The following is a 20,996-nucleotide window of genomic DNA, read 5'->3' as shown; positions in this document are numbered from 1 at the left end:
TCCGTTAACGCCTCTAAAAACCTCATCTTCCGAGTCTCCTGTAACCACTCTGTCCGCTTCATGGCGTTTCCTCCTGGATACACCATAGAACCGGACAGTTTATGTGCTACAGACCCGGACAGTTTATGTGCTCTCTACAGGGAATGCAATCAAGGTTGACGGACTACAGATATGTAGTTATAATTGTATTCAATAATGTAGCGTAACATGGATTGCCAGTGTGAGCACACTTTCAGTCAGGCTGCCGGACGATCTTTTAAAGCAGGCGGACGCGCGCGCCAGGGAACTTAGGCTCAGCCGGGCGGAATATATCCGCAAGGCCGTGGAGAACCTGAACAAGGAGATCGCCGCCCGCAAGCGAAAGGACCGCCTTACCAGGGCTTCGCATAAGGTCCGCGGTGAAAGCATGGCCGTTAACGCCGAATTCGCCGGATTCGAGGATGACGGTCCCTTTTAGGCGCGGGGAAATAAGGCTGGCCAATTTAAGCCCCCGTTTCGGAACGGAGCCGGGCAAGACGCGTCCTGTGCTGATCATCCAAAACCAGGCGTTGCTGGACGCGGGGCATCCGTCCACAATTGTAATCCCGCTCACCACAAATGTCATCGAGTCCGCCGAACCTCTCCGGTTAAGAGTGGAAGCCATGGGCAAATTGCGCCAGGATTCCGATTTGCTGATAGACCAGGGGAGGGCGATAGATAACAGGCGGCTTGGCGGGCATCCGCTTGCCACGCTTGACGGGACTATGATGGCCAAAGTGGACAGAGCCATGAACGAAGTGATGGGGGTGGAGCAGGAATGATTTGAAGGCCGCCACGCTCCCCGCGATTTTACATCCCGCCAGTTATTGATGCTTATCGCTCTGAAAAGCCTGGTTGTTTTTGTTTTGCGCATTCAGGCACAAACGTTGCTTTTAAATTATCATTTGCGGGAAGACTCCGCGCACACGTCAAAATGTTGACGCTTGGGGCCGCCTTCGGCCATTTATGGAGATTTGGAGCGGCATGAAACAGGGGCTTTCGATACTCACCTTCAACTGGCATGAGCCTTTCATATACAACCTTGCCCGGACAGGCCAAAGTTTTGACGTTGCAGAGCCATCCGTGTCCCGCGCCGGGCTTCGCAAATGGGATTTGCGTTGCCGCCCGGTCCCCTCCAACTGCGCGATAATCGGCATGCAGACCGCCGTTGAAAAGCTGGAACGCAAGGCTTATTCAGCCGTCGTATGCCACAATCCGGCGGACGTGGCGGCGGTGGCGGCGTTTGATGTGCCCGTCGTCCTGGTGTTTCACAACAGGCTTTCAACGGAACTTGCGCTGGGGGGAGACACTGTCGCCAGCGGTGATTACCTTGGCGGAGTTAAGCCGCTTATCGAGCGGGCCGATATCAAGGTGTTCGTCTCCGTCTCCAAGAAGGAAGACTGGGGGATGGACGGCGAGGTGATCGGCCCGGGGGTGGATGTTACATTGCGCTCCCCATACACTGGTAATATATTAAAGGTCCTGCTTGTGGGAAACCTTATTAAAGAGCGCGGCGTGATGCTCGGACATGATTTGCGGATGAAGGCCGTGGAAGAGTTTGAGTATTCCATAGCGGGGAACAACCCCTCCATCCCCGGCTCGGCGCCTGCGCGAAACTACGATGAGCTTTTGGGTATGTACGCCTCCCACAGGGTATATTTCCACGCGACGATACATCCATACGAGGACGGTCATAACATGGCCATGCTCGAAGCCATGGCCGCCGGGGCGCCGGTGGTGGCATGCGCCCATCCGCAAAGCCCGGTGGAAGACGGGGTGAACGGCTATATCTCCGGGGACATCGGAACATTAAAAGAAGACATCCGCGCGCTGATGGGGGACTTGCCTCTGGCCATAAAGCTGGGCAGGGCCGGGAGGGAGACCGCTGTGCAGGCGTTTCCCATGGGCAAGTTCACTTCAAGCTGGAACACGGTTTTGGAGCGCGCGGCAAAGCTGAAAGGCGCCGAGGCATGAGCAGCATATTCAGCAACAATCTGGCCGCCATCAGGAAAAACGATCCGAACCTGGCCGACGCGCTGGAGAATCTTCCCGCTTCGTCCAGGGTGAAAAGGGAATCTACCAGACGCCGTTGCGCCTTGACCGTAAAGACGGCGGACGGCGAAGGGGTAATCAACCTGCCCGACCTTGCCTCTCCCGCCCTGGACAAAATGGCCTACAGGCTTGCAGGGGCGCGCATGGCGGTGGCGCTGGGTTTTGGCTCCGGGAGGCTTTTTTCCGAGATCGTCCAGAGGACCAACGAACAGACCTTTGTGCTGCTCGTGGAGCCTGACCTGGACCTGTTCGCCGCGGTGATAAGTGAGGAGGATTTCACGAAGGTCTTCGAAATGGGCCGCGTTTCCCTGGCGGTGGGGGAGAAGCCCCACGCCGCCATAATAATCCGGGCTGAAAAGGAATTCGACGTTTTCACCCTGCCGGACTTTCCGGTCGTAGAAAATCCGTGGACCGTGGGGCTTTATCCCGGGTATTTCGCGGAGGTGGGAGAAAGGATCGCCCAACTTAAAAAGATGGGGGAGCAGAACCTGTCCACATTAGCCGCCCTTGGCGGCCAGTGGATGGACAATATCGTAACCAACCTTCCCGCGGTGCTCTGCTCGCCGCCGGTCTCTTCGTTGTTCGGAAAATTTCGCGGCGTCCCTGCGGTGATAGTTTCCGCCGGGCCGTCGCTGGACAAGAACTCGTGGCTGCTCTCCTCGGCGCATGGCCGCGCAATCGTGATAGCGGTGGACACCGCCGTGCGGCCCCTTCTGGAGGCGGGGGTGACTCCGGACGTGGTCGTGGCGCTAGACTCGCAGCCGGAAAACTATTTTCATCTGGCCGGTGTCAGCCTGCCCGGCGCTCTTTTCGTGCTCAATCCCGTGGTCCATCCCATGATAGTGGAAGAACATCGCGGGCCGATGGTGTTCACAAGCTACTCCCATCCGATGTTCCAGTGGATGGAAACGGTGATAGGGGAGCGCGGCATCGTGCGAACAGGCGGGTCTGTGGCCACTTCCGCTTTCGACCTGGCGGTGAAAATGGGGTGCGATCCGGTGGTATTCACCGGGCAGGACCTTTGCTATTCAAAACGCGCAACCCACGCCGCCGGTTCCATGCAGTCCATGCTCACCGCGCCGGTGGGGCGGTCATTATTCGAGTCCATTCCGGCGTTGAAGGCCGGTTCCACCGAGGCTGTCAATATCTTCGGAGAAAAGACATTCTCCAATATCAAAATGGACGCGTGGCGCAAATGGTTCGAGCTGATTATCTCAGCCTCGGACTGCACGGCGCTAAACGCCACCGAGGGGGGCGCGGCCATCAAGGGCGCGCAGCCTGTCAGCCTGCGGGAGGTGATGGAGCGATGGATGGGCAAAATGACGGACGCCGCCGTGAGGCTTGAACACGTATGCCCGCCGGTTGAAAATCCGGAATGGGGAACGATGGACAGCGCGTTCACGGAGGCGCGGGAGGAGGCGCGTTTCATAAAAAACGCATGCGGCAGGGGATTGAATTCGCTGAAAGACTCGCTAAAATCCCTTGCCTCCGGAAGCAAGGGAGACCAACAGGCCGCCAGCAGGTTTGACGACGTGAAAGAGCGCGCCCGGGAAATCCTGACCAAACAGAAGTTCGCCGAGATCAACCGCTGGAGCATGGACATGATAATGGACAAGGTGGAGGCGATACAGCGCAAGGCGGACGGGCTGGCCGACGCCGACCGGAACACGATAAGCATGGAATCGTACCGCGTCCTTTTCTCCGAAATATACGAGACGGCGGCGAAATTCGAGAAAGCGGCGGACCGGGCGGTGAACCTGACCAGAAATATGCGGGCCTCTGGCGCAGGCTTTTGGCGAAGGGCTCCGGACAGTCCGGCGGTGGAGATATGAAAAGATGAACTTGCTTGAAAAAAACCTGAAAGCCCTGTCCGCTAAAAACGCCTCCTGCGCGGAATGTATCCAAAAAGCCGGGGCGAAGGCCGCTTTCACCGTGGAAACAAGCAAATCGGGCCAGCCCGTCCCCAAATCCGGCGGCGCGTGGATGCACAGTTCCTATCATCCGGAGGAGGAAGGCCTTAAGTTCGCCGAGGTAAACCATGTCGTGGATGGGGCGGACCTTGTGGTGTTCGGTTTTGGATTCGGTTACCACCTTGACCCGGCGGTTCACATGGCCGCCAATGTCACGGTCATCGAGCCTGATCCAGCCATGCTGATGGCCGCGCTGGCCGCGAGGAACCTTGCCGGGCTTCTGGAAAAAATCACGCTGGTCTCTCCGGAGGATTTTGCGTCCATCGCCGGGGGGCTTGATTACAATAAGACCATATGGCTCGATCACGAGCCTTCGGCGCGCCTCCACAGGCGCGAGAGGGACATCCTTTTCGAGCAGTTTTACGCGCGCCAGGCCGCTTGCCGTTTGCGGTTGCGGGTTCTGGTGGCCGGGCCGGTCTATGGAGGATCGGTTCCCACCGCTGTGTCCGCCGCCCGGGCATTGCGCGAACTTGGGTTCACCGTGGACTTTGTGGACAACACGGTCCATTCCGCCGAGCTTGGCTCCATAGCGGAAGTGACTCCGGACGCTCACCATCAGGCTGTGCTCAAGACTCTTTTCAACAATTACCTGGGGGAGCGCATCGCCGCCCGGGCCGAGCATTTCAAGCCGGATGTGATAGTGGTGATGGCGCAGGCGCCCCTCGCCCCGCAGTTGCTCGACAGGCTTCGCGAGGGGCTGAAAATCCCCGTTGTCTTCTGGTTCGTGGAAAACCACAGGGCGATACCGTACTGGAGCGCCGTTGCCCCGCATTACGACTACTTTTTCGCAATGCAGAAAGGGGAGTTTCTCGACAAGCTTGTGAAGGCCGGCGCGCCGTACGCGGCGTACCTGCCGCAGGCGGCGGACGTTTCCGTCCATCATCCGGCCCGGCTTTCCGCCGAGGACGTTAAAAAATACGGCTCCCCCCTGTCGTTCATGGGGGCGGGATATCCGAACCGTAAAAGCTTCTTTAACGGGCTTCTGGACACCCCTCTTGCGCTGTGGGGTACTGAATGGGACCTTCATACGCCGCTGGGCCAAAGGGTGAAAAACGCAAACAGGCGCCTTTCCCCGGAGGAATACGCAAAGATATTCCTGGCCTCGGACATAAACTTGAACCTCCATTCCTCCACCACCCACACCGGGATAGATCCGCTAAGGGACTTCGTCAATCCGCGCACTTTCGAGATTGCCGCGTGCGGCTCATTCCAGCTTGTGGACATGCGGGACGAACTGCCGGAAATGTTCGTCATCGGCGAAGAATTGGCCACGTTCGATTCGGAGGAAGAGCTAAGGGAAAAAATCGCCCACTATCTGGCCCGGCCGGACGAAAGAAGGAAGATCGCCGAGGCGGGGATGCGGCGGGTGAACTTTGAACATACGTTCGTCAACCGGATGGCGTCCATGATGAGCGTGGTGATCCCAAGGGAGGAGGGGCGCATCATGGAAGCGCGCGCCCGCCGCAAGGGGATCAACGACGTGGACTCGCTCCTGGCAAGGACTCAGGACGCGCAGTTGGCCGGATTCCTGGAAAAATTCAGGGGGCAGGGGAACCTGTCGCTAACAAACGTGATGGACAGCATAGCCAAAGGTGACGGGCCGCTATCAAGGCCGGAGGCGATATTTGTGATGATCGACCAGATACTCTCGCAAGGGTAGGGGACGATGGGAGCGAACATACTCATCCTCAACCTCACGCGCATGGGGGACCTTATCCAGACCACCCCCCTTGTACGGGGGCTTAGGCAGGCGGAGCCGGACAGCAGGATAACCATGCTGGCCAACGCGAAGTTTGCCGGGATATTGAAGTTTGTGGAGGGGATAGACGAAATCGTCACCTTCGATGTGGCCAGGTTCGGAAGCATGGGGGGCAAAGAGGAAGCGGACGTGCTGGAGGTCTATGGCTATCTGGACCGGCTTTGCGTGGAGTTAAACCAGCGCAGGTTCGACAGGATCATAAACTTGAGCCACTCGAAACTTTCCGCCGTGCTTTCGCTCCTCATCAGCGCGCCGGATGTCCGTGGTTTCCTTTCCACTCCACGGGGGGAGCGGCTGATCCGCGATCCTTGGCTCGTCTATTTCACCTCGTTCCTCGGGTACCGCAAATATAACCGGTTCAACCTGGTGGACATGTACATGCGCGGGGCAGGAGTCGCCCCCTCGCCCCACACCAGGCTGGACTTGAAACTGGATGATTCGGCGCGGCAGGCGGCGCGCAGGAACATGGAACAGATGGGGATCGGGCCGGACGATATGGTGGTGGGGCTGCAGGCCGGAGCCAGCAGGGAGGACAGGCGGTGGAGCCCGCAAAGTTTCGCCATGGTGGGGGACCACCTGGCGAAGAGCATGGGGGCGAAAATCATCCTTTTCGGCGCGGCTTCCGAGAAAAAGCTGGGGGATCAGGTGGAGGCGGCCATGACGGCCCCGGCGGTGAACATAATCGGCAAGACCGATCTGGCGGGCCTGGCGGGGTGGGTCAAGAATCTTGATCTGCTGGTGACCAACGACACCGGCACCATGCACATCGCCGCCGCGCTGGGGACGCCGATCGTCGCCCTTTTCTTTGTCCACGCAAGGTGCGAGGAGACCGGGCCGTATTGCGCCGATGCGCTGGTGCTCCAGGCGGACATTTCGTGCGCCCCATGCACCCACCAGACCGTTTGCGACCATTATTCGTGCCTGTCCCGGATCACCCCGCAAGACGTCATCGCGGCGTCTGAAAGCATTTTGAAAAAGGACCCGGCGCCATTGGCCGGCCCAGGCCTCTTTAAGCATGTTCACCTGTACAAAAGTGGTTTCCACGGCGACGGCGGGATCGAGTTCGTCCCTCTCCGGCTCCCCCCGCTTGGCAAAGAAGATATTTTTGCTTACCTTTATCGCCCCCTTTTTGCCATGGCGTTGGACAAATGGGAGACGCCCGGTGAAATCCGGTTTTTTCCGGAGATGTTCGGCGGGGAGATTGACCGCCTGGCGGAAAGGTTCACCGCGCCTCCGGCGGAAGATATGGCGGCGTGGACCGGCAGGGCGATGGAGGGGGCCGACGAGCTCTCAACGCTGGCCAAAGAGACCTCGGAGGCGGCCCGTTCGATGAAAAATGCGTCCGGCGGGGGGGCGTTGAAGGCGGCGGCAGACCTTATCGAGCGGCTGGACGGGCGGATAGCCACCCTTGCCGCCACGCACGTTCAGGTGTCCCCATTGGCTATGGTCTACAGGCGGCGAGTGGAAAATTTCGAAGGGGACGATCCTGAAAACCTCGCCTCGCAGGCGGTAAAGGCGGCCTTATGGCTGGAAAAAACGGCGAAAACATTCAAGGCCGCGGTCAAATTGGCCGATGAAAAGCTTCGGGGAGGCTTTATGGCATGAAAGTCATATATGATAGTCACATGCGGAGGATTCCGATGAAGGAGATGGTGGATTTGAAAAAGCCGAGGTTGTGGGGGCTATTGTGGACCCTGGGCCTGGCTGCGCTGGCGGGATGCGGTGTGGACAACGCGATAACCAGCAAGGTGAATGAAACGCTCAACCCACCCGTGGCGAGCAAAACTCCTGTGGCCGTTTTTGCCGTGTCCGCCGAATCGGTGGAGCTTGGATCGCCGGTAACCGTTGACGGATCGTACAGCTATGATCCGCAGGGCTCCACGCTCACCTACGCATGGACCCTTGTGGCCCCCACGGGGAGCGTGGCCGCGCTGGCCAGCGCAACTTCGGCAATCACTTCTTTCACGGTGGACAAGGGGGGATATTACCAGGTGTCATTGCAGGTGACCAATGCCTCGGCCAGCGCCAGCCAGATACAAAGCGCGCAGGTAAGCGGCGTGGGCTCCGGCGGAGTGAACCATCCTCCGGTGGTGATACTCGCCACTACGGCCACGGCGGTGATAACGGAGACCGCAGTCCTTGACGGGTCCTTAAGCTACGACGCGGACGGCGACGACATCACATATTCATGGTACCTGGTGAGCGCTCCTTCCACCAGCACGGCGGCGCGCCTTACCAATATCCATGAGAAATTCCCGTATTTATATACTGACGTGGCCGGAACATACACGGTGCGGCTTGTGGTGGATGACGGAACAGACTTTGACGAAGCTTATATAACGGTAACGGCGGCGTGACGGCCGGCGCCGATGTTTTGCGGGATAACTTACTAAAAAAGAAAAGCGAGGCGTCTGGACGTTAATTTTATCAATGCTCGTTTTGCCCAAATTCAGGCGCCCCAACCGGGGCCGGACCATGATACCCGTCCAGACGCCTCTAAAACAGGGGAGGGATTCTCGGCTTTTGTTCCTCTGTATTCTCCTCACCGGCTCGCCTCATCAAGACCTCTTGGCTTGAACGCCGGTATTCGGGCCGTCAATCCTGTCCCCCTAAGTTTAAAATAGGACCAGTCTTCCGATTTGTCAAACGGCGGGAAAATTCAAACATGTATTATTTGGCGATCCACCGCAGGCTCACCCTGCTTTTGAGAGATTTTCTTTAATATCCATCGGCGCGCGGAACCTGTATGTTTTCCCGATTTTCACCTTCTTGAAAATATTGAATTTATCCGCCAGATCATGAAGGTCAGTGCGGGCGGAATTGTAAGATACTCCCTGATAGCGTTGATGTTCCCGTATGTCATAAACATAACCCGGGTGTCTGAGGGCGTGCCTTATTATGGAAAGCTGCCTGTAGTTCAACCTTCCCGCCAATTGGGGATTTGTCTTTAGCAAGTCTTCCGCGCCTGATATTTCTTTCCTTTGCCGGGCAATATATTCGTTCAATAATCTGATCGCCTTCTTGATAACGTTCAATTGATGGACAGCGAAATATGTCAGGTCGTTGTCATCGGTTTCCGAATACAGGAACGCTCTGGCGTATTTGGCCGGGGCCATTTTTATAATGCGCGAAATTGAAATATACTCCATTAGCCAGTAACCCTTTGAAATGACATACCAATAGAAGATAGCCCTTGCCAGGCGACCATTGCCGTCAACAAAAGGATGGTCATAGCCTATCGTGAAATGAAGAATTATCGCCTTGACGAGCGGATGGATAAAATATTCGATTGAATCCATGTTTGCAAAATTACATAAGCGGTCTATTCTTCCGGGAAGTTCATGGGCTGCGGGTGGATTATGGAGCAACTCGCCGTCTCTTCCGTCTGAAACGACTATTTTGTCGGAATCTTTCCTTAATCGTCCCGCGTCTTCCGGATTGTCCAGAGTTTTTTCAGTCAACATGCGATGCAACGTGAAAATCAAATCGGGTGTCAGCGCGTCCCCTTTCCGCTCACGGATAAATTGCATGGCCTTGTAGTTGTTGAAAATCATTTGTTCGGATTTGTCTCTGGGAGCGCGGCCATGGCTTAGCATTTCCTTGGCGATCTTGCGGGTGGTGGCCGCTCCTTCCAACTGGCTGGAGTTTATCGCTTCGTTGACAAGGGATTTTACGAGAAACACACTTTGAAACTCGTCATTTATAATTTCACCGTCGCCGGCGAGGTTCCCTGCGGCGCGTTGATCGATCAAGTGAAGGTCTCGCAGGATCATATCGGGATCGGCAATCACAAAAGGAACATTGTTTTTATCGGCAAGCGGCAAGGTTTTGTAGCGGGTTTTTCTGGTCCATTTCATTCCAAGCCACCAGCCGTTGAGAGAAAAACCTTCCGGAGGCGGAAGGTGCCGCAAAGTGTCCCAGTGGCGATACTTGCCATACAAGTCTGTCATCTTGGAATATTGAAGGATTCTCATCATATGATCGGCGCCTTGCTCCATGGCGTCATTAAATAGCAATTCAAAGGAGGGAGGGGTAAGAGGCAATTTCATAATTAATCTCCAACGAGTGTGCGTATCTCAATTCGCAGTTTATTGAGATAAATATACAATATCATATGGGGAGGTATATCTCAATAATTTATATATTGCGATATAGTGGTAATTGCTTTCAAATCTACGAGTAATTAAAACCAGATCAATATATTAGAGAACATCTCAAATATATCTCAACGAGTGTCAATATGAGATATGGGTAATTTGTATTTGGATTTAGTTTGTTATTGGCCTTGTAACCCCAAGACATGTATATCTCAATAATATCTCAACTTGTCTCAAATTGAGATATTATTGATTCGTTGAAAATAAAAAGCCCCTCCCGGATTGGGAGGGGCCTGGATAAACTTTGGCCTGATCCGGAGTCTACTTCCTGTCCGGCACTTCCTTGCGGCGTGGGACTGCGAAGTTGACCAGGTAGTTGTACAACCTGATAAGCTTGCCACCCTCGCGTTTCTGGTCGGTCCAATGCCCGATCATGCCGATGGTGCGCGCCAGGATGAAGAAGCCGTTTAGCGACTCTTCCGGAAACCCGAGGTCCACCAGCACGCAGGCCATGCACCCGTCCACGTTGAGGATCAGATTGTCCTTCTTCGTGGTGGTGATAGCCTCCACTGCCAGCGCGTAATCGAGCGTCGGAGTGCGAAGAGCAAGGTCTCGCACAGTCTTTTTTAGCACTTCGACACGCTTGTCCGGATTCTTGAGCGACTTGACGCGGTGGCCGATGCCCGGCACCGGGCCAACTTCCTTTTTCATGTGCGCCAGGAAGCCGGGGATGTCGTTCGGATAGTTGCGAAGCCCGAAGCGGAAATACTTCGCCGCGTCCGTCACGGCGCCGCCAAACCTGGGGCCGATCATGATAAGCCCCGCCGCCACAGACTGGGAGAGCCCGATCCCGGCGCATGCCGCCAAGATCGTTGCGAAAGCGCCGGAAACGCACGGACCGTGGTCCGCCGCCAGCATCAGGATGCGCTTGATGACCTCGGCCTCCTTGTCGGAAACAAGTTTTTTGTTCCACAAAAGCCCGATGATATGCGTGATGTCGTAACCCTTTTCGATAAGGTCGGAGGCTGGATAACCGCAGTACAGCGGTTCGTCCCCCCGGTCGTCGGATATCGTCGTCTTGAACAGTGGCTGCACCACCACGTCGCCTGCGGAGATGACCTCCTCCACTTTGCGCGGCAGTTCCGGCAATTCAGCCGCCGGTATGTCCTTGACCGCCTTTATCTGGCCGGTCGCTTTCAAGTCCTCGTAAACCTTGCGGATCGTAGGCCCCAGGTCGCCGAAGGTGGGCGGGACGATGGCGCCCGCTTTCTTCAACCGCTCGGACTTGGCCCGGGCGCTTCCTTCGCCGTGCATCCCTTCCTTGGCGCCCGCGTGGCCGAACTTCATCCCCTTGGGCAGATGCTCCTGGCAGAAGCCCGAGGCGATGCCGATAAGCTTTATCCTGCGCGGCTTGGCCTCATACCACACCGCGGCGGCCTCCTCCAGGTTGCCCCCCATCTCACCAACGATCACCACGGCCTTCGTGTCCGGGTCTTTTTCGAACAGGTCCAGGTACGTCACAAAGTCAGTCACCGGATAGGCGTCGCCCCCCACCCCGATGGTTGTGGTGACGCCGTCGGCGAACTGGCTGACAAGCCACATTATTTCGTTGGAAAGCCCGCCCGACTTGGTAATGACGCCGAACGAACCCGGCCTGTAAAGCTTGGAAAGTTTCAGGTTGTTGTATTCCCCGCCGATGACTCCCAGCCGGCACTTGCCGGCGGAAAGCACACCGATGGAAGACGGGCCGTTTAGCACTTTACCCAGCCGCTTTGCATGTTTTATCAGCAGTTTGGCGTCTTTTTCCGGAACGCCCTCCGTGATCATTGAGACGAAATTGATTTTCTCGTTTTCAAGCGCCTCCAGCGAGCCCTGGTATGCCCTGTTGGCCCCGATGTACACAAGCGCGGTGTTGGTCTCCGGATGGTTGTCCGTGGCTTCCTTGAGCTTGGCGTATATCGGCACGGCCAAAAACTGCGATCCAAAAGGGATCTCCGCCGTCTTGCCGGCGTCCGGCGGATAGACGAACGCGGTGACGTTGTACGGCAGATGGCTCAAATAGCAGAACTCCGCCATCCGTTTGGCCGCGTTCACACCGGCCACCCCGCCCATGACTACAACTCTTGTATTCTCGTCGGCGATGATGCTCATCGTCTTACTTGCCCTCCCCTTGCAAAGCGTACTTCGCGATGTCGGTCAGCGGAGTGTAGCGGTCGTACACATGGATGTCGAACCCTTCATCCGCAAGCTTTCTCATATATTCCAGCCCCACGGCCTCGTTGGGGCCGCCCCGGCGGACCCATATTTTCACTCCCTTGAGTTTCCCGTCGTTTTTGGCCTTCCGGAAACCGGCGATGATGCCGGTGAAGGTGGCCTTCACGTCGGTGAAGTTGGCTATGGCGCCCCCGACGATGATGTGCTTGATTCCCGGAAGGGAACACACCTTGTCGGTCAACGCCTCCACCGCCCACGCGGGGGGGTCGCCGGAATATTCGGCGTAATTGGCCAATGTGCCCCCCATGGCGATCACCGCGTCCGAATAGAAGACGGACGCCCCGCCGCCGGCCGGCAGAAGCGCCACCGCGCCGCCGGGTATCTCGATAAGTTTCACCGAGCCTTTAATGCGGCTGTCTATTTCCATTATCGTCCGCTCGTTGTCCGTGTATGCGCGGCCGAACTCAGAGGCGAACGAGAAGTTCCAGTCCGGATGGCGGAACCGCGCGTCCCCGTCGAGCAATATCACCGCGTCCAGCGCGCAAAGCTTGCCGTCCGCCGGGTTTATGGCCAGCGGGTTGATCTCCATGTAGGAGCCATCCTCGTTGTCGTAGCACTCGAACAGACGCTCGGCGAACTTGCGCATCTTCTCCACATGCTCGCCCGTGAAACCGGCCTCCTTGGCAAGCTTCTCAAGCTGTTCCTGGCCGGGCTTTTCGCCCACTTCCACGAACGTCCTTTTCACCTTCTCCCAATTGGCCTCAACCTCCACGCCGCCGAACTTGGCCATCAGTATCTCCGCCCCTTCGCGGACAGATTTGACGGCCAGGTAGTATTCCTCATTGTGCGGGATCATCTCTGAAATGATCACCTGCGATATCGCAAGCCCCTGCACATCCCTGCCGAGCATCTCCTTTGCGGCGGACTTCACCTGGTTTATGTCCAGGTCCACCTTCACAAGGCCAAGTTTGAACCTGCCGCCCAACGCTTCGTGGGCCTTGACCACCATTTTGCTTTCGCGCATCCACTGGTTCGAATGCACCAGCGAGTCGATCTGATCGGCTGTGGAGATGACAACATGCCGCGGGGTGCGGATACCCCACTTGTTGAAAAGCTCCATGCCCGGCCCTTCCAAGACTTTGGCCATGGGACACCCTCCTGCTATCTAAAATTACTGTTTGGCGAACTACTTGTTGTAATGGATAAAACCTTAAAGCGCAAGTGGCATAATCTAGCGTGGTGGGCGGAAAAAGTCAATCATGGGGGCGGATTTTTTCCAACGCGCGCGTGCATGCGGCGCCCACCCGGCTATGGATCCTCCCCCTTGCTTTCCGGCCAATATAGCAATATGGTGAAGTCAAAAAAGTAACTTTATAGAAAGGTATGAACGTTGGCTGGATTCCTGAACATCTTCGGCCTGCTTTGCGCCGCCGCGATGGCCGCCGCGCTGGCGCTAGGGTACATGGCGAGCATGGGCATTGTTTCCATTTCATCCCACATGGTCGCCGGTGTGGTCACCCCGCTGGCGGCGATCCTGGGGCTTTCCATACTCATGTTCTATTTCATCGCCACAGGCTCCGCGTTAAAGGACATCGCAAAGCGCAACCTTATAGACCACGCCTTGTACTACGAGACCAGGACCTTCAAGAAAATATTGTTCCCGTGGATCATGGGGGCGATAGCGTTGCTGATGGCAACCCCGGTCCTCGGCGCGGCCTTCGACGCGAAAAAGATGCCCCTGATAGTCCACACCCTTTCAGGCTGGGGGGCGCTTCTGGTCTATTGGCTCACGGTTGTCCGTGGCATGAGGTTTTTAAAGCGGAACATGGACATCCTCAACGAAGCGTCCGCCGCCTCGGACAAGGCGGGGGCAAAGACCAGTATTTCCGGCGGTCCTTAACGGCCTGTTGCCCAGATGTTCATCGGGGTGTTCTTCACCCCGATGTCCCAAAGTCAAGAGGTTAGCACTCGTATAAACATAGAGTCCGGGGTGAAGAACACCCCGGACAGCGTTCGTTTCGTGTGTTTTCCCTTTTGGGCAACAGCCCGTTAACTTACGAATCTGCGGACCCGGGGAGCGAATTCCGATGCGGTGACCGGCTTTTGGATTACGTGGACGGCGCCAAGATCGTAGGCCTCCTGCCTTAAGTCCGCGTCGCCGGACGATGTGACCACTATCACCGGGACCTGATCGAGCGATGTATCGCTTTTGACCTTGCGCAGCAGGGTCATCCCGTCCGGATCCTCCGGCGTGGCGCCTGCCAGGATCAGGTTTGGCGGCCTGTCCGCCATAAGCACCAGGGCGGCCTTCACATTGTCCGCCTCCATCGCTTCGGCCCCCATTTCCTTTATGTGGCTTGTGAGCGCCCCACGCTGTTCTTCGTCCGCTTCCACCACAATTGCCACAGCCCGTGTTTTGGGCAGGCCTATATAGAACACGGTTCCCTTGCCCGGCCCGGATTCCACCTCCAACGTACCGCCGTGGGCGTCCATTATGTCCTTGCAATATGGAAGGCCAAGCCCGGTCCCCTTTTCCCCATCCGTCCCCTGGGTGGTGGTCTTTACCTCATGCCTGAAAAGGTCGCCGAGGATCGCTGGGTGGATGCCCGCGCCGGTGTCCTTCACCGCGATGGAGCACGGGCGGTCTTCGGGGACGAACAGCGTCACCGTGTCACCTTGCCGGCAGAACTTTATGGCGTTTGAAAGCAGGTTTTGCGCAACCTCCCCCAAAAGGGTGAAGTCTGCGAACAGCCGTATTCCCTTGGGAATCCGGTTGACCATTTTCACCCCCTTACGCTCCGCGGTGAACGAAAGGGCGCCCATCTGGGACTCGGCCAGCCCATGGGCGTCCACGAACATTTTCCGGGGGCGTATTTTGCCGGTCTTGAGTCTGCTTATGTTGAGCAGCTGGTCAATCATGTTCAAAAGCCCCTCGCCGGAAGCTATCACGCGCCGCACTATCTCCTTTTCCTTTTCGCCCGGCTCGAGCAGCTTTAGCATCCCGAGCATGGCGCCAAGGGGGGCGCGCAGGTCGTGGGAGACGAGCGAGACGAACTGATCCTTTAGAATCGTCGCTTCTTCCGCCTGCTCCTTGGCCCGGATAAGCTCTTCCTCGTCCTCCTTGCGGCTTGTCACATTGCGGGCGATCCCTTCCACCGCCACCACGTCCCCCCGCTTGCCGTACACCGGCGAGTTGGACAGCTCCATCCACACCGTCCTGCCGTCCTTGCGGGTGAATTTGAGGGTGACCGGCTCTTCTATCCCCTCCTTTAGCTTCATGACGTTTTCCATCACGTCCTTGTGATCGGCGTTGACGGCTTCCATCCAAAGGTCCGGGTTCCTGTAATACTCTTCCGGGCTTTCCCCCAGGGCCATCGCCAGCGCCGGGCTGACATACTCGAATCCCCTCGGTTCGGCCAGGCGGTACCGGTAAATGATGTCCTTGGAGTTCTCCACCAGCCTGCGGAACCTGCGCTCGTTGTCCGAAAGCTGTTTTTCCGTCTGGCGCCTCTTGAGGGCCAGGAATGAAATGGTGCCCAACACCGTCCCCACAGTGGCCACCCATGTGGCGATTATGATGTACAGCACCTTTTTCTCGTGGGCGATCTCGTTCATCTTCTGGGTCTCGGCCCTGTCCCTTGCGGCCTTAAGCTGGATCATCGCCACGTTGTATATGGAGTCGAACCGGTTGCGGATGTCCTCCAGCCCGTCCTCCGAAACAAGGTCGGCCCAGTTGGCATGGGTAAACCGGGCCAGCTCCCTGATCACGGACCTGGCCATGACCAGCTTTTCGCTGATCGAAGGATCGGAGCTTTCGGAGGACACTCTCAGGCAATCGCCGATGGCATCGTCGGTCTTTTCAAAGACATTGCGCAGCTTTTCCTGGCGCGGATGGCGGACGCCGGTGGAGGTCTCATCCAGCCACAGGTGGCCTTCCACAAGCATGAATTCCACCTCCTGTATCCTGGAGACGAGCGATATCTCCCTTGCGATGAGGCTCTCCCATGTCATGTTGCTGTAGATGACAAGCGCCAGCGAACTTATCCCCACCAGCGCCACCGACAGCACCGCATACCTTCCCGGCCTGTTGAGGGTGGAGGATTTTTGCTTCTTTACCGTCATTTAGTTTGTGCCCCGCTTATGCCAGCCAAAGGAAATTATAGACCATCCGGCCGGGAAAATTTGTCTCCAACGCATACCTTGTGCCCGAGGGTGAACGCGTGGGCCGCCATGGCGGGCTTGCCCTCCGGTTTTAATTCCGTGATGACCACGGATCCGGCGCCGCAGGCCACCGATATGCCATCCCCCGAAACGCCCAGCGCCGCGCCCGGCTCTCCCAAAGTCCCTTCCCGCGCGGCCACTTTGGCGAACAAAGGTTTGATGATTTTCCCGCCAAGCGACGTCATCGCGCCGGGAAACGGCGACAGGCCGCGAATCTTTCTGCTGACAGATTCGGCCGGCCCGGTCCAGTCAATTATAAAATCGGCGTGGCCGAGCTTGGCGGCGTATGTGGCCAAAGAGCCGTCCTGCCTTTCCGGGACGATCCCCCCTCCGGCGTATTCCACCAATGTTTCCGCCATAAGGACCGCTCCCGTCCGGGCCAGCCTGTCGTGGAGCCTGCCGGCGGTGTCCTCCTCCGTTATTTCCGTTTTGCGCCGCGAAAGGACATCCCCCGTGTCCAGCCCTTCCGCCATAATCATCACGCACACTCCGGTGACGGTGTCCCCGGCGAGGAACGCCCTGTGTATCGGCGCCGCCCCACGCCATCTTGGCAAAAGCGAAGCGTGCAGGTTGACCGGCAGCAACCGGGGGATTTGCAGTATCGAGAGCGGGAGTATCTGGCCGTACGCCACCACGACGATGTAATCAGGCTTTATCTCCGAAAGACGCGCAACGTTCTCTGGCTCCCTGGTCTTTTCCGGCTGGAGCACTGGGATGCCGTGACCGATGGCGATTTGCTTCACCGGTGAGGGGGTCAGCTTCTTGCCCCGCCCCTTTGGTCTGTCCGGCTGGGTGACAACGGCGTCCACCCGGAATTTCGGATGGCCGATGAGCGCCTCCAGGGTTGGAACGGAGAAATCGGGCGTTCCCATGAACACCACTGATAACGTGGCTGGCATCGGTCAGACGGTGGCGGACTTGCGTTTAAAACGCAGTTTCAGCCAGTCGCGCTTGAATTTGTTCAGGTGGTCCCAGAACAGGACACCGTTCAAATGGTCGATCTCGTGCGCCACGCACCGGGCCATAAAACCGCGGGTGTTGAGCCGCTCGATCCCCCCTTCGGCGGAGGTGTATTCAACAGTCAGTTCCTCAGGACGGGCTATGTCCGCGTAGATTCCGGGCATGCTAAGGCACCCCTCCTCGTCGATCACCTCCCCGGATGACTGAATGATCACCGGGTTTATCATGGCGAAAGGCTCGCCGCCGGAGTTTTCCTCGTCCGCCGCCGGGTCCACCACAACCAGTCTTTTAAGCACCCCCACCTGCGGGGCGGCAAGGCCCAGCCCCGGCGCGGCGATCATTGTGAATATCATACTGCGCGCCAGTTGGCGGATTTCCTCCGTCACCTCGCCCACAGGTTCGCACTTTTCCCCCAGGGTGTCATCGGGCCACCAAAGTATCTCCAGCTCGTCCGAGCCTTGGAGGGTGTTTGCTCTTACGTTCATTAATCCAGTATATACCGCCGGACCGCATATTTTGCGGTGAGGACAGCAAAAATTGTCGCCCCAAGGGTAACAATTTGCTGATTGAACTGCGATTAATATACATCGTATTGAAAAGGCGAACATTAAATATGTCAATTCTTTGACTGAACTTGGCCCGGCCTTTGCTTATATAAGGTCAAAGATGGCCGTTATAAGCGCCAAATTGAAAGGAGGGCGGCAAAATGGAAATCGTCAAGGCAGAGATAGTAAGCCTGGAAAAGAGTTGCAAACATTGCGGCGGGATCATGCGGTATTACCTTGGCAGCTGGTCGTGCATGATGTGCGGCAGGGATTCGGAACACGAATGCCCGCGTTGCAAGACGGTCCAAGTAGCCTCCCGGCCCGGGGAATTGCTTAAGACCGCCTGACCTTTTTTTTGTAAACCAAAAGCCCTGGTTTGCCGGGAGGCAGGGCGCAAGCTTTGGCTTGTTGCGCGCTACTTCTTTTTCCTTCCCGTCCCTTTGCAGAGTCCGCAATTGCGCAAAAGGCCGTATTTGTCGCGCAGGAGTCCGTGGCCCGAGCAGGCAGGGCACTGGTTTTTCTCAAGGGTCACCTTCGGCGGTGGCATAGGGGTGAAATCGTTTAACGGCGCTCTCTTTTTGATCCGCTCCTTGACGAAAGAAAGATCGTGGTGGGCAGGCCCGCCGGGCAAGACTCCTGTTTTCCTCCTGTCACGCAGCGCAAGTTCCCGGTCGTATTCTTCCTTTTTGTCCTTGTTGGAAAAAACGTCGTAGGCTTCTTTTATCAAAATGAACTTTTCCGCCCCGCCTGTGCCGGCGTGGTCGGGATGGTGGACGAGCGCCAGTTCCCGGTATGCCCGTTTTATCTGCGCCGAGGAAGCATTACGGGGGAGGTTTAGGATGACGTAATAGTCCTTGAACTGCTTTTGTCTCATGTGCGCGCCTTTTGAATCAACTCTAAAGACCGCGGCAAGCAAAGTCAACCGGCGCAAAGCCCCGGAAAACCGATTGACTCCAAATGTCCAAACTAATAATATCAAGCGCCAGCCGTCCCTATTGACGTTGATATGGCTTCACTGACATAAAGGGATTACAGGAATTCAATTCATTCCCCTTGGATTGACGCTTTTGGCAAAATGAAACCAACTGATACATCAGGAGCGCTGGATCGCTGGTCCGCGAGGTTCCTGTGGGCGGGGATCGCGGTTTCTTCCACCCTTACCGCCTATATTCTTTATCAAAGCGAAAGGTATCTTTTCAGCGCGGAGAGCGCCGTGGCGTACCTTGTTTTTCCCATTGGCGCGGCGTTGATATTCGGATTAATGCTAAAGGCCTCGCCGGAAGCCAGGGCCAACTTCACTTTGCTGTTGGCGGTCAGCGGGGTGATTGTTTATTCCGCTGAGGTTTACCTGGCAATTTTGGCCCCCGCCGACGGCAACGAGGCCCGGCAAAAAGCCGCGATGGAAGCAGGGGTGGCGTTTGACTCCAGGACACGGCTGGAAGTGGTCAAGGATATGCGTTCGCGCGGGGAGGAGGCGTTTTCCTTGGTGACGCCGGCCCTGCTTTTCCAGAAAAAGGTATCGGGCTATGTTGAAAGCAGCCTTAAAATCAACGGCAGGGAAACGATACCGTTAGGTTCCATAGCCCGCGCCACGCAGATATTGTGCAACGAGAGCGGAGAATACATCACTTTTAAAAGCGATAGGCATGGTTTCCGCAATCCAGACAAAGTATGGAACGCGGCTGCGGGCGGAATCGCGGTGGTCGGTGATTCTTTCGCCCAGGGAGTGTGCGTGGGAGGCGAGGCGGAGGCGGTGGCGCTTATCAGAAGAGAAGCCCCTTCCACCATAAACCTCGGGATGGCCGGCAACGGGCCATTGCTTGAACTGGCGGCGTTTGGCGAATACCTGCCCAGGCTGCGCCCGGCGGCCACGTTGTGGTTTTATTTCGAGCACAACGACCTTGAAAACCTGGCCGACGAGCGGCGTACGCTGCTGATAAATTACCTGGATGACGGTTTCAGCCAGATGCTTTGGGACCGGCCCGGCGAAATAGACAAGAGGATGCGCGGCTATTTCAACGAGCGGATGAATGTGGAACAAAAGGATATAAACGTTTTTTTTTCCAATCCACGCAGGTTATCGGACAAAATCGCCGATGTGGTCAAGCTGGGGCTTTTGCGGCAGCGCTTGAATTTCGCGTTCGGGAAAAGCGAAAAGCGCGATGTGTTCCGGGAAGAGATGCAGTTGTTTCGCAAGGCGCTTGAAAAGGCGAAAAGCAGGGCCGCCGTGTGGGGTGGCGAAATCTATTTTGTGTACCTGCCGCATTGGGGAAGGTACGCCGATCCGGCGATAGTGGTGGACGCTCCTTTGCGCCAACTGCCGGAGCATTACAAACAGGACATTGAAAAGATGACGTCGGAGCTTGGCATCCGTTTTATTGATATGGACGCAGCTTTTACGGCCACAGGGGACCCTCTGTCGCTTTTCCCATACCGGCAGATGGGGCACTATAACGAAAAGGGGCACGCGCTGGTGGCCAAAACGTTGATAGAAGTCCTGCGGAAAAACGGCCTCATCAAAGAATAAGTATTCTGGAAAATCACCGGGATTGTGGCGCTACGCAAGCAACATGAGCGGCCACGGCCTCCCTGCTTTCCCCTGGCCGCTTTTTTAGAGTTTCCGAGGTCGCCCCGGATTCCTGATCCGCGCGGTAAAATCAATTGCCCCATAGGCGATAAAAAACTACAATAACCACGTTATTTATGTCACCCTTGTCAGGCTGAGCTTGTCGAAGCCTTGTCGAGGGGTGGCGATAATAATAGCGCCGTAAAGTTTTCATAAACAAAAAGGGGAATGATAACATGAAACAATCGCGCGGCAGAATTCTTGCTTCTCTCTCTTAATACATAAATTCACAACAATATTTCTTGGCAGGGCCGATACCGTCCGGCGTTTCCTTTTTCCCCTCCTTTACAAGGAGGGGTCGTCGCGTAGCGGCGGGGGTGGTAATCCTGGCCGTGAAACATCGCATAAAGAATTACCCCCTCGGCCCAACAGCTCCTTCGGAGCTTTTGGGCCACTCCCCCTTGTAAAGGAGACCTTTGCATAATTCCAGCATCGTGGTTTTGATCCATCATTTACCCCGTAATTGCGGATTGACGGCCTCTTTGCGCTCAGACAACGACTGTTTTGTGCCCCCCATGGAGCCCGCTTTAGCCT

The 20,996-nt window shown here is 56.6% G+C and carries 17 protein-coding genes; 10 read left to right on the top strand and 7 right to left on the bottom strand.

Annotated features, from left to right (window positions below; translation table 11 throughout):
* Positions 1–220: 220 nt before the first annotated feature.
* From HZB29_12795 to HZB29_12765, 7 genes are all read left to right on the top strand, one after another.
* Entirely contained in the window at positions 221–457 is a 237-nt protein-coding gene (locus tag HZB29_12795) for a ribbon-helix-helix protein, CopG family (GenBank protein MBI5816476.1), read from the top strand.
* Entirely contained in the window at positions 441–800 is a 360-nt protein-coding gene (locus HZB29_12790; GenBank protein ID MBI5816475.1) for a type II toxin-antitoxin system PemK/MazF family toxin, read from the top strand. The genes HZB29_12795 and HZB29_12790 overlap by 17 nt, the downstream gene beginning before the upstream one ends.
* Before the next feature lie 184 nt (positions 801–984).
* Positions 985–1,992 (top strand): hypothetical protein, encoded by a 1,008-nt coding sequence (locus tag HZB29_12785; protein MBI5816474.1) that lies wholly within the window; start codon positions 985–987, stop codon positions 1,990–1,992.
* Positions 1,989–3,902 (top strand): motility associated factor glycosyltransferase family protein, encoded by a 1,914-nt coding sequence (locus HZB29_12780; protein ID MBI5816473.1) that lies wholly within the window; start codon positions 1,989–1,991, stop codon positions 3,900–3,902. The genes HZB29_12785 and HZB29_12780 overlap by 4 nt, the downstream gene beginning before the upstream one ends.
* 4 nt (positions 3,903–3,906) lie before the next feature.
* Positions 3,907–5,700, top strand: a complete 1,794-nt coding sequence (locus tag HZB29_12775) for a glycosyltransferase (protein ID MBI5816472.1) — start codon at positions 3,907–3,909, stop codon at positions 5,698–5,700.
* Positions 5,701–5,706: 6 nt separating this feature from the next.
* Positions 5,707–7,404: a glycosyltransferase family 9 protein gene (locus tag HZB29_12770; protein MBI5816471.1), complete on the top strand. Its 1,698-nt coding sequence runs from the start codon at positions 5,707–5,709 to the stop codon at positions 7,402–7,404.
* Positions 7,401–8,156, top strand: coding sequence for a PKD domain-containing protein (locus HZB29_12765; GenBank protein ID MBI5816470.1), 756 nt, complete (start codon positions 7,401–7,403; stop codon positions 8,154–8,156). The genes HZB29_12770 and HZB29_12765 overlap by 4 nt, the downstream gene beginning before the upstream one ends.
* A gap of 336 nt (positions 8,157–8,492) precedes the next feature.
* On the opposite strand, the gene HZB29_12760 is transcribed toward HZB29_12765, so the two are convergent.
* The 3 genes from HZB29_12760 to HZB29_12750 form a co-directional block, all read right to left on the bottom strand.
* Positions 8,493–9,848, bottom strand: coding sequence for a Fic family protein (locus tag HZB29_12760; protein MBI5816469.1), 1,356 nt, complete (start codon positions 9,846–9,848; stop codon positions 8,493–8,495).
* A gap of 369 nt (positions 9,849–10,217) precedes the next feature.
* Positions 10,218–12,047 (bottom strand): ATP citrate lyase, encoded by a 1,830-nt coding sequence (locus HZB29_12755; protein ID MBI5816468.1) that lies wholly within the window; start codon positions 12,045–12,047, stop codon positions 10,218–10,220.
* 4 nt (positions 12,048–12,051) lie between these two features.
* Positions 12,052–13,257: an ATP citrate lyase gene (locus HZB29_12750; protein ID MBI5816467.1), complete on the bottom strand. Its 1,206-nt coding sequence runs from the start codon at positions 13,255–13,257 to the stop codon at positions 12,052–12,054.
* A gap of 243 nt (positions 13,258–13,500) precedes the next feature.
* Here HZB29_12750 and HZB29_12745 point away from each other — a divergent pair, with 243 nt between their 5' ends.
* Entirely contained in the window at positions 13,501–14,010 is a 510-nt protein-coding gene (locus HZB29_12745; GenBank protein ID MBI5816466.1) for a hypothetical protein, read from the top strand.
* A 149-nt stretch (positions 14,011–14,159) separates the two neighbouring features.
* Here the strand turns inward: HZB29_12745 and HZB29_12740 are convergent, their stop codons facing one another.
* Genes HZB29_12740 through def form a run of 3 tightly spaced genes read right to left on the bottom strand, consistent with a single transcriptional unit; the run spans position 14,160 to position 17,776 of the window.
* Positions 14,160–16,232, bottom strand: a complete 2,073-nt coding sequence (locus tag HZB29_12740; protein ID MBI5816465.1) for a PAS domain S-box protein — start codon at positions 16,230–16,232, stop codon at positions 14,160–14,162.
* 35 nt (positions 16,233–16,267) lie between these two features.
* Entirely contained in the window at positions 16,268–17,230 is a 963-nt protein-coding gene (locus tag HZB29_12735; GenBank protein ID MBI5816464.1) for a methionyl-tRNA formyltransferase, read from the bottom strand.
* Positions 17,231–17,233: 3 nt separating this feature from the next.
* Complete coding sequence (gene def, locus HZB29_12730) at positions 17,234–17,776, bottom strand: peptide deformylase (protein ID MBI5816463.1); 543 nt, start codon at positions 17,774–17,776, stop codon at positions 17,234–17,236.
* 221 nt (positions 17,777–17,997) lie between these two features.
* On the opposite strand from def, the gene HZB29_12725 reads away from it, so the two are divergent.
* Positions 17,998–18,183 (top strand): hypothetical protein, encoded by a 186-nt coding sequence (locus HZB29_12725; protein MBI5816462.1) that lies wholly within the window; start codon positions 17,998–18,000, stop codon positions 18,181–18,183.
* Positions 18,184–18,251: 68 nt separating this feature from the next.
* Here the strand turns inward: HZB29_12725 and HZB29_12720 are convergent, their stop codons facing one another.
* On the bottom strand, positions 18,252–18,710 hold the full coding sequence (locus HZB29_12720) for a DnaJ domain-containing protein (protein ID MBI5816461.1): 459 nt from the start codon (positions 18,708–18,710) through the stop codon (positions 18,252–18,254).
* Positions 18,711–18,911: 201 nt separating this feature from the next.
* On the opposite strand from HZB29_12720, the gene HZB29_12715 reads away from it, so the two are divergent.
* Complete coding sequence (locus tag HZB29_12715; GenBank protein ID MBI5816460.1) at positions 18,912–20,363, top strand: hypothetical protein; 1,452 nt, start codon at positions 18,912–18,914, stop codon at positions 20,361–20,363.
* Positions 20,364–20,996 lie beyond the last annotated feature (633 nt).

Source organism: Nitrospinota bacterium (assembly GCA_016235255.1).
In the GTDB taxonomy this organism is placed as follows: Bacteria; Nitrospinota_A; UBA7883; order UBA7883; family JACRLM01; genus JACRLM01.
This window is presented reverse-complemented; position numbering and strand designations above follow the sequence as displayed.

Coding starts and splice junctions, on each gene's coding strand:
- HZB29_12790 (MBI5816475.1), top strand. CDS start 441: ATGACGGTCCCTTTTAGGCGCGGGGAAATAAGGCTGGCCAATTTAAGC.
- HZB29_12785 (MBI5816474.1), top strand. CDS start 985: ATGGAGATTTGGAGCGGCATGAAACAGGGGCTTTCGATACTCACCTTC.
- HZB29_12780 (MBI5816473.1), top strand. CDS start 1,989: ATGAGCAGCATATTCAGCAACAATCTGGCCGCCATCAGGAAAAACGAT.
- HZB29_12775 (MBI5816472.1), top strand. CDS start 3,907: ATGAACTTGCTTGAAAAAAACCTGAAAGCCCTGTCCGCTAAAAACGCC.
- HZB29_12770 (MBI5816471.1), top strand. CDS start 5,707: ATGGGAGCGAACATACTCATCCTCAACCTCACGCGCATGGGGGACCTT.
- HZB29_12765 (MBI5816470.1), top strand. CDS start 7,401: ATGAAAGTCATATATGATAGTCACATGCGGAGGATTCCGATGAAGGAG.
- HZB29_12760 (MBI5816469.1), bottom strand. CDS start 9,848: ATGAAATTGCCTCTTACCCCTCCCTCCTTTGAATTGCTATTTAATGAC.
- HZB29_12755 (MBI5816468.1), bottom strand. CDS start 12,047: ATGAGCATCATCGCCGACGAGAATACAAGAGTTGTAGTCATGGGCGGG.
- HZB29_12750 (MBI5816467.1), bottom strand. CDS start 13,257: ATGGCCAAAGTCTTGGAAGGGCCGGGCATGGAGCTTTTCAACAAGTGG.
- HZB29_12740 (MBI5816465.1), bottom strand. CDS start 16,232: ATGACGGTAAAGAAGCAAAAATCCTCCACCCTCAACAGGCCGGGAAGG.
- HZB29_12735 (MBI5816464.1), bottom strand. CDS start 17,230: ATGCCAGCCACGTTATCAGTGGTGTTCATGGGAACGCCCGATTTCTCC.
- def (MBI5816463.1), bottom strand. CDS start 17,776: ATGAACGTAAGAGCAAACACCCTCCAAGGCTCGGACGAGCTGGAGATA.
- HZB29_12725 (MBI5816462.1), top strand. CDS start 17,998: ATGGAAATCGTCAAGGCAGAGATAGTAAGCCTGGAAAAGAGTTGCAAA.
- HZB29_12720 (MBI5816461.1), bottom strand. CDS start 18,710: ATGAGACAAAAGCAGTTCAAGGACTATTACGTCATCCTAAACCTCCCC.
- HZB29_12715 (MBI5816460.1), top strand. CDS start 18,912: ATGAAACCAACTGATACATCAGGAGCGCTGGATCGCTGGTCCGCGAGG.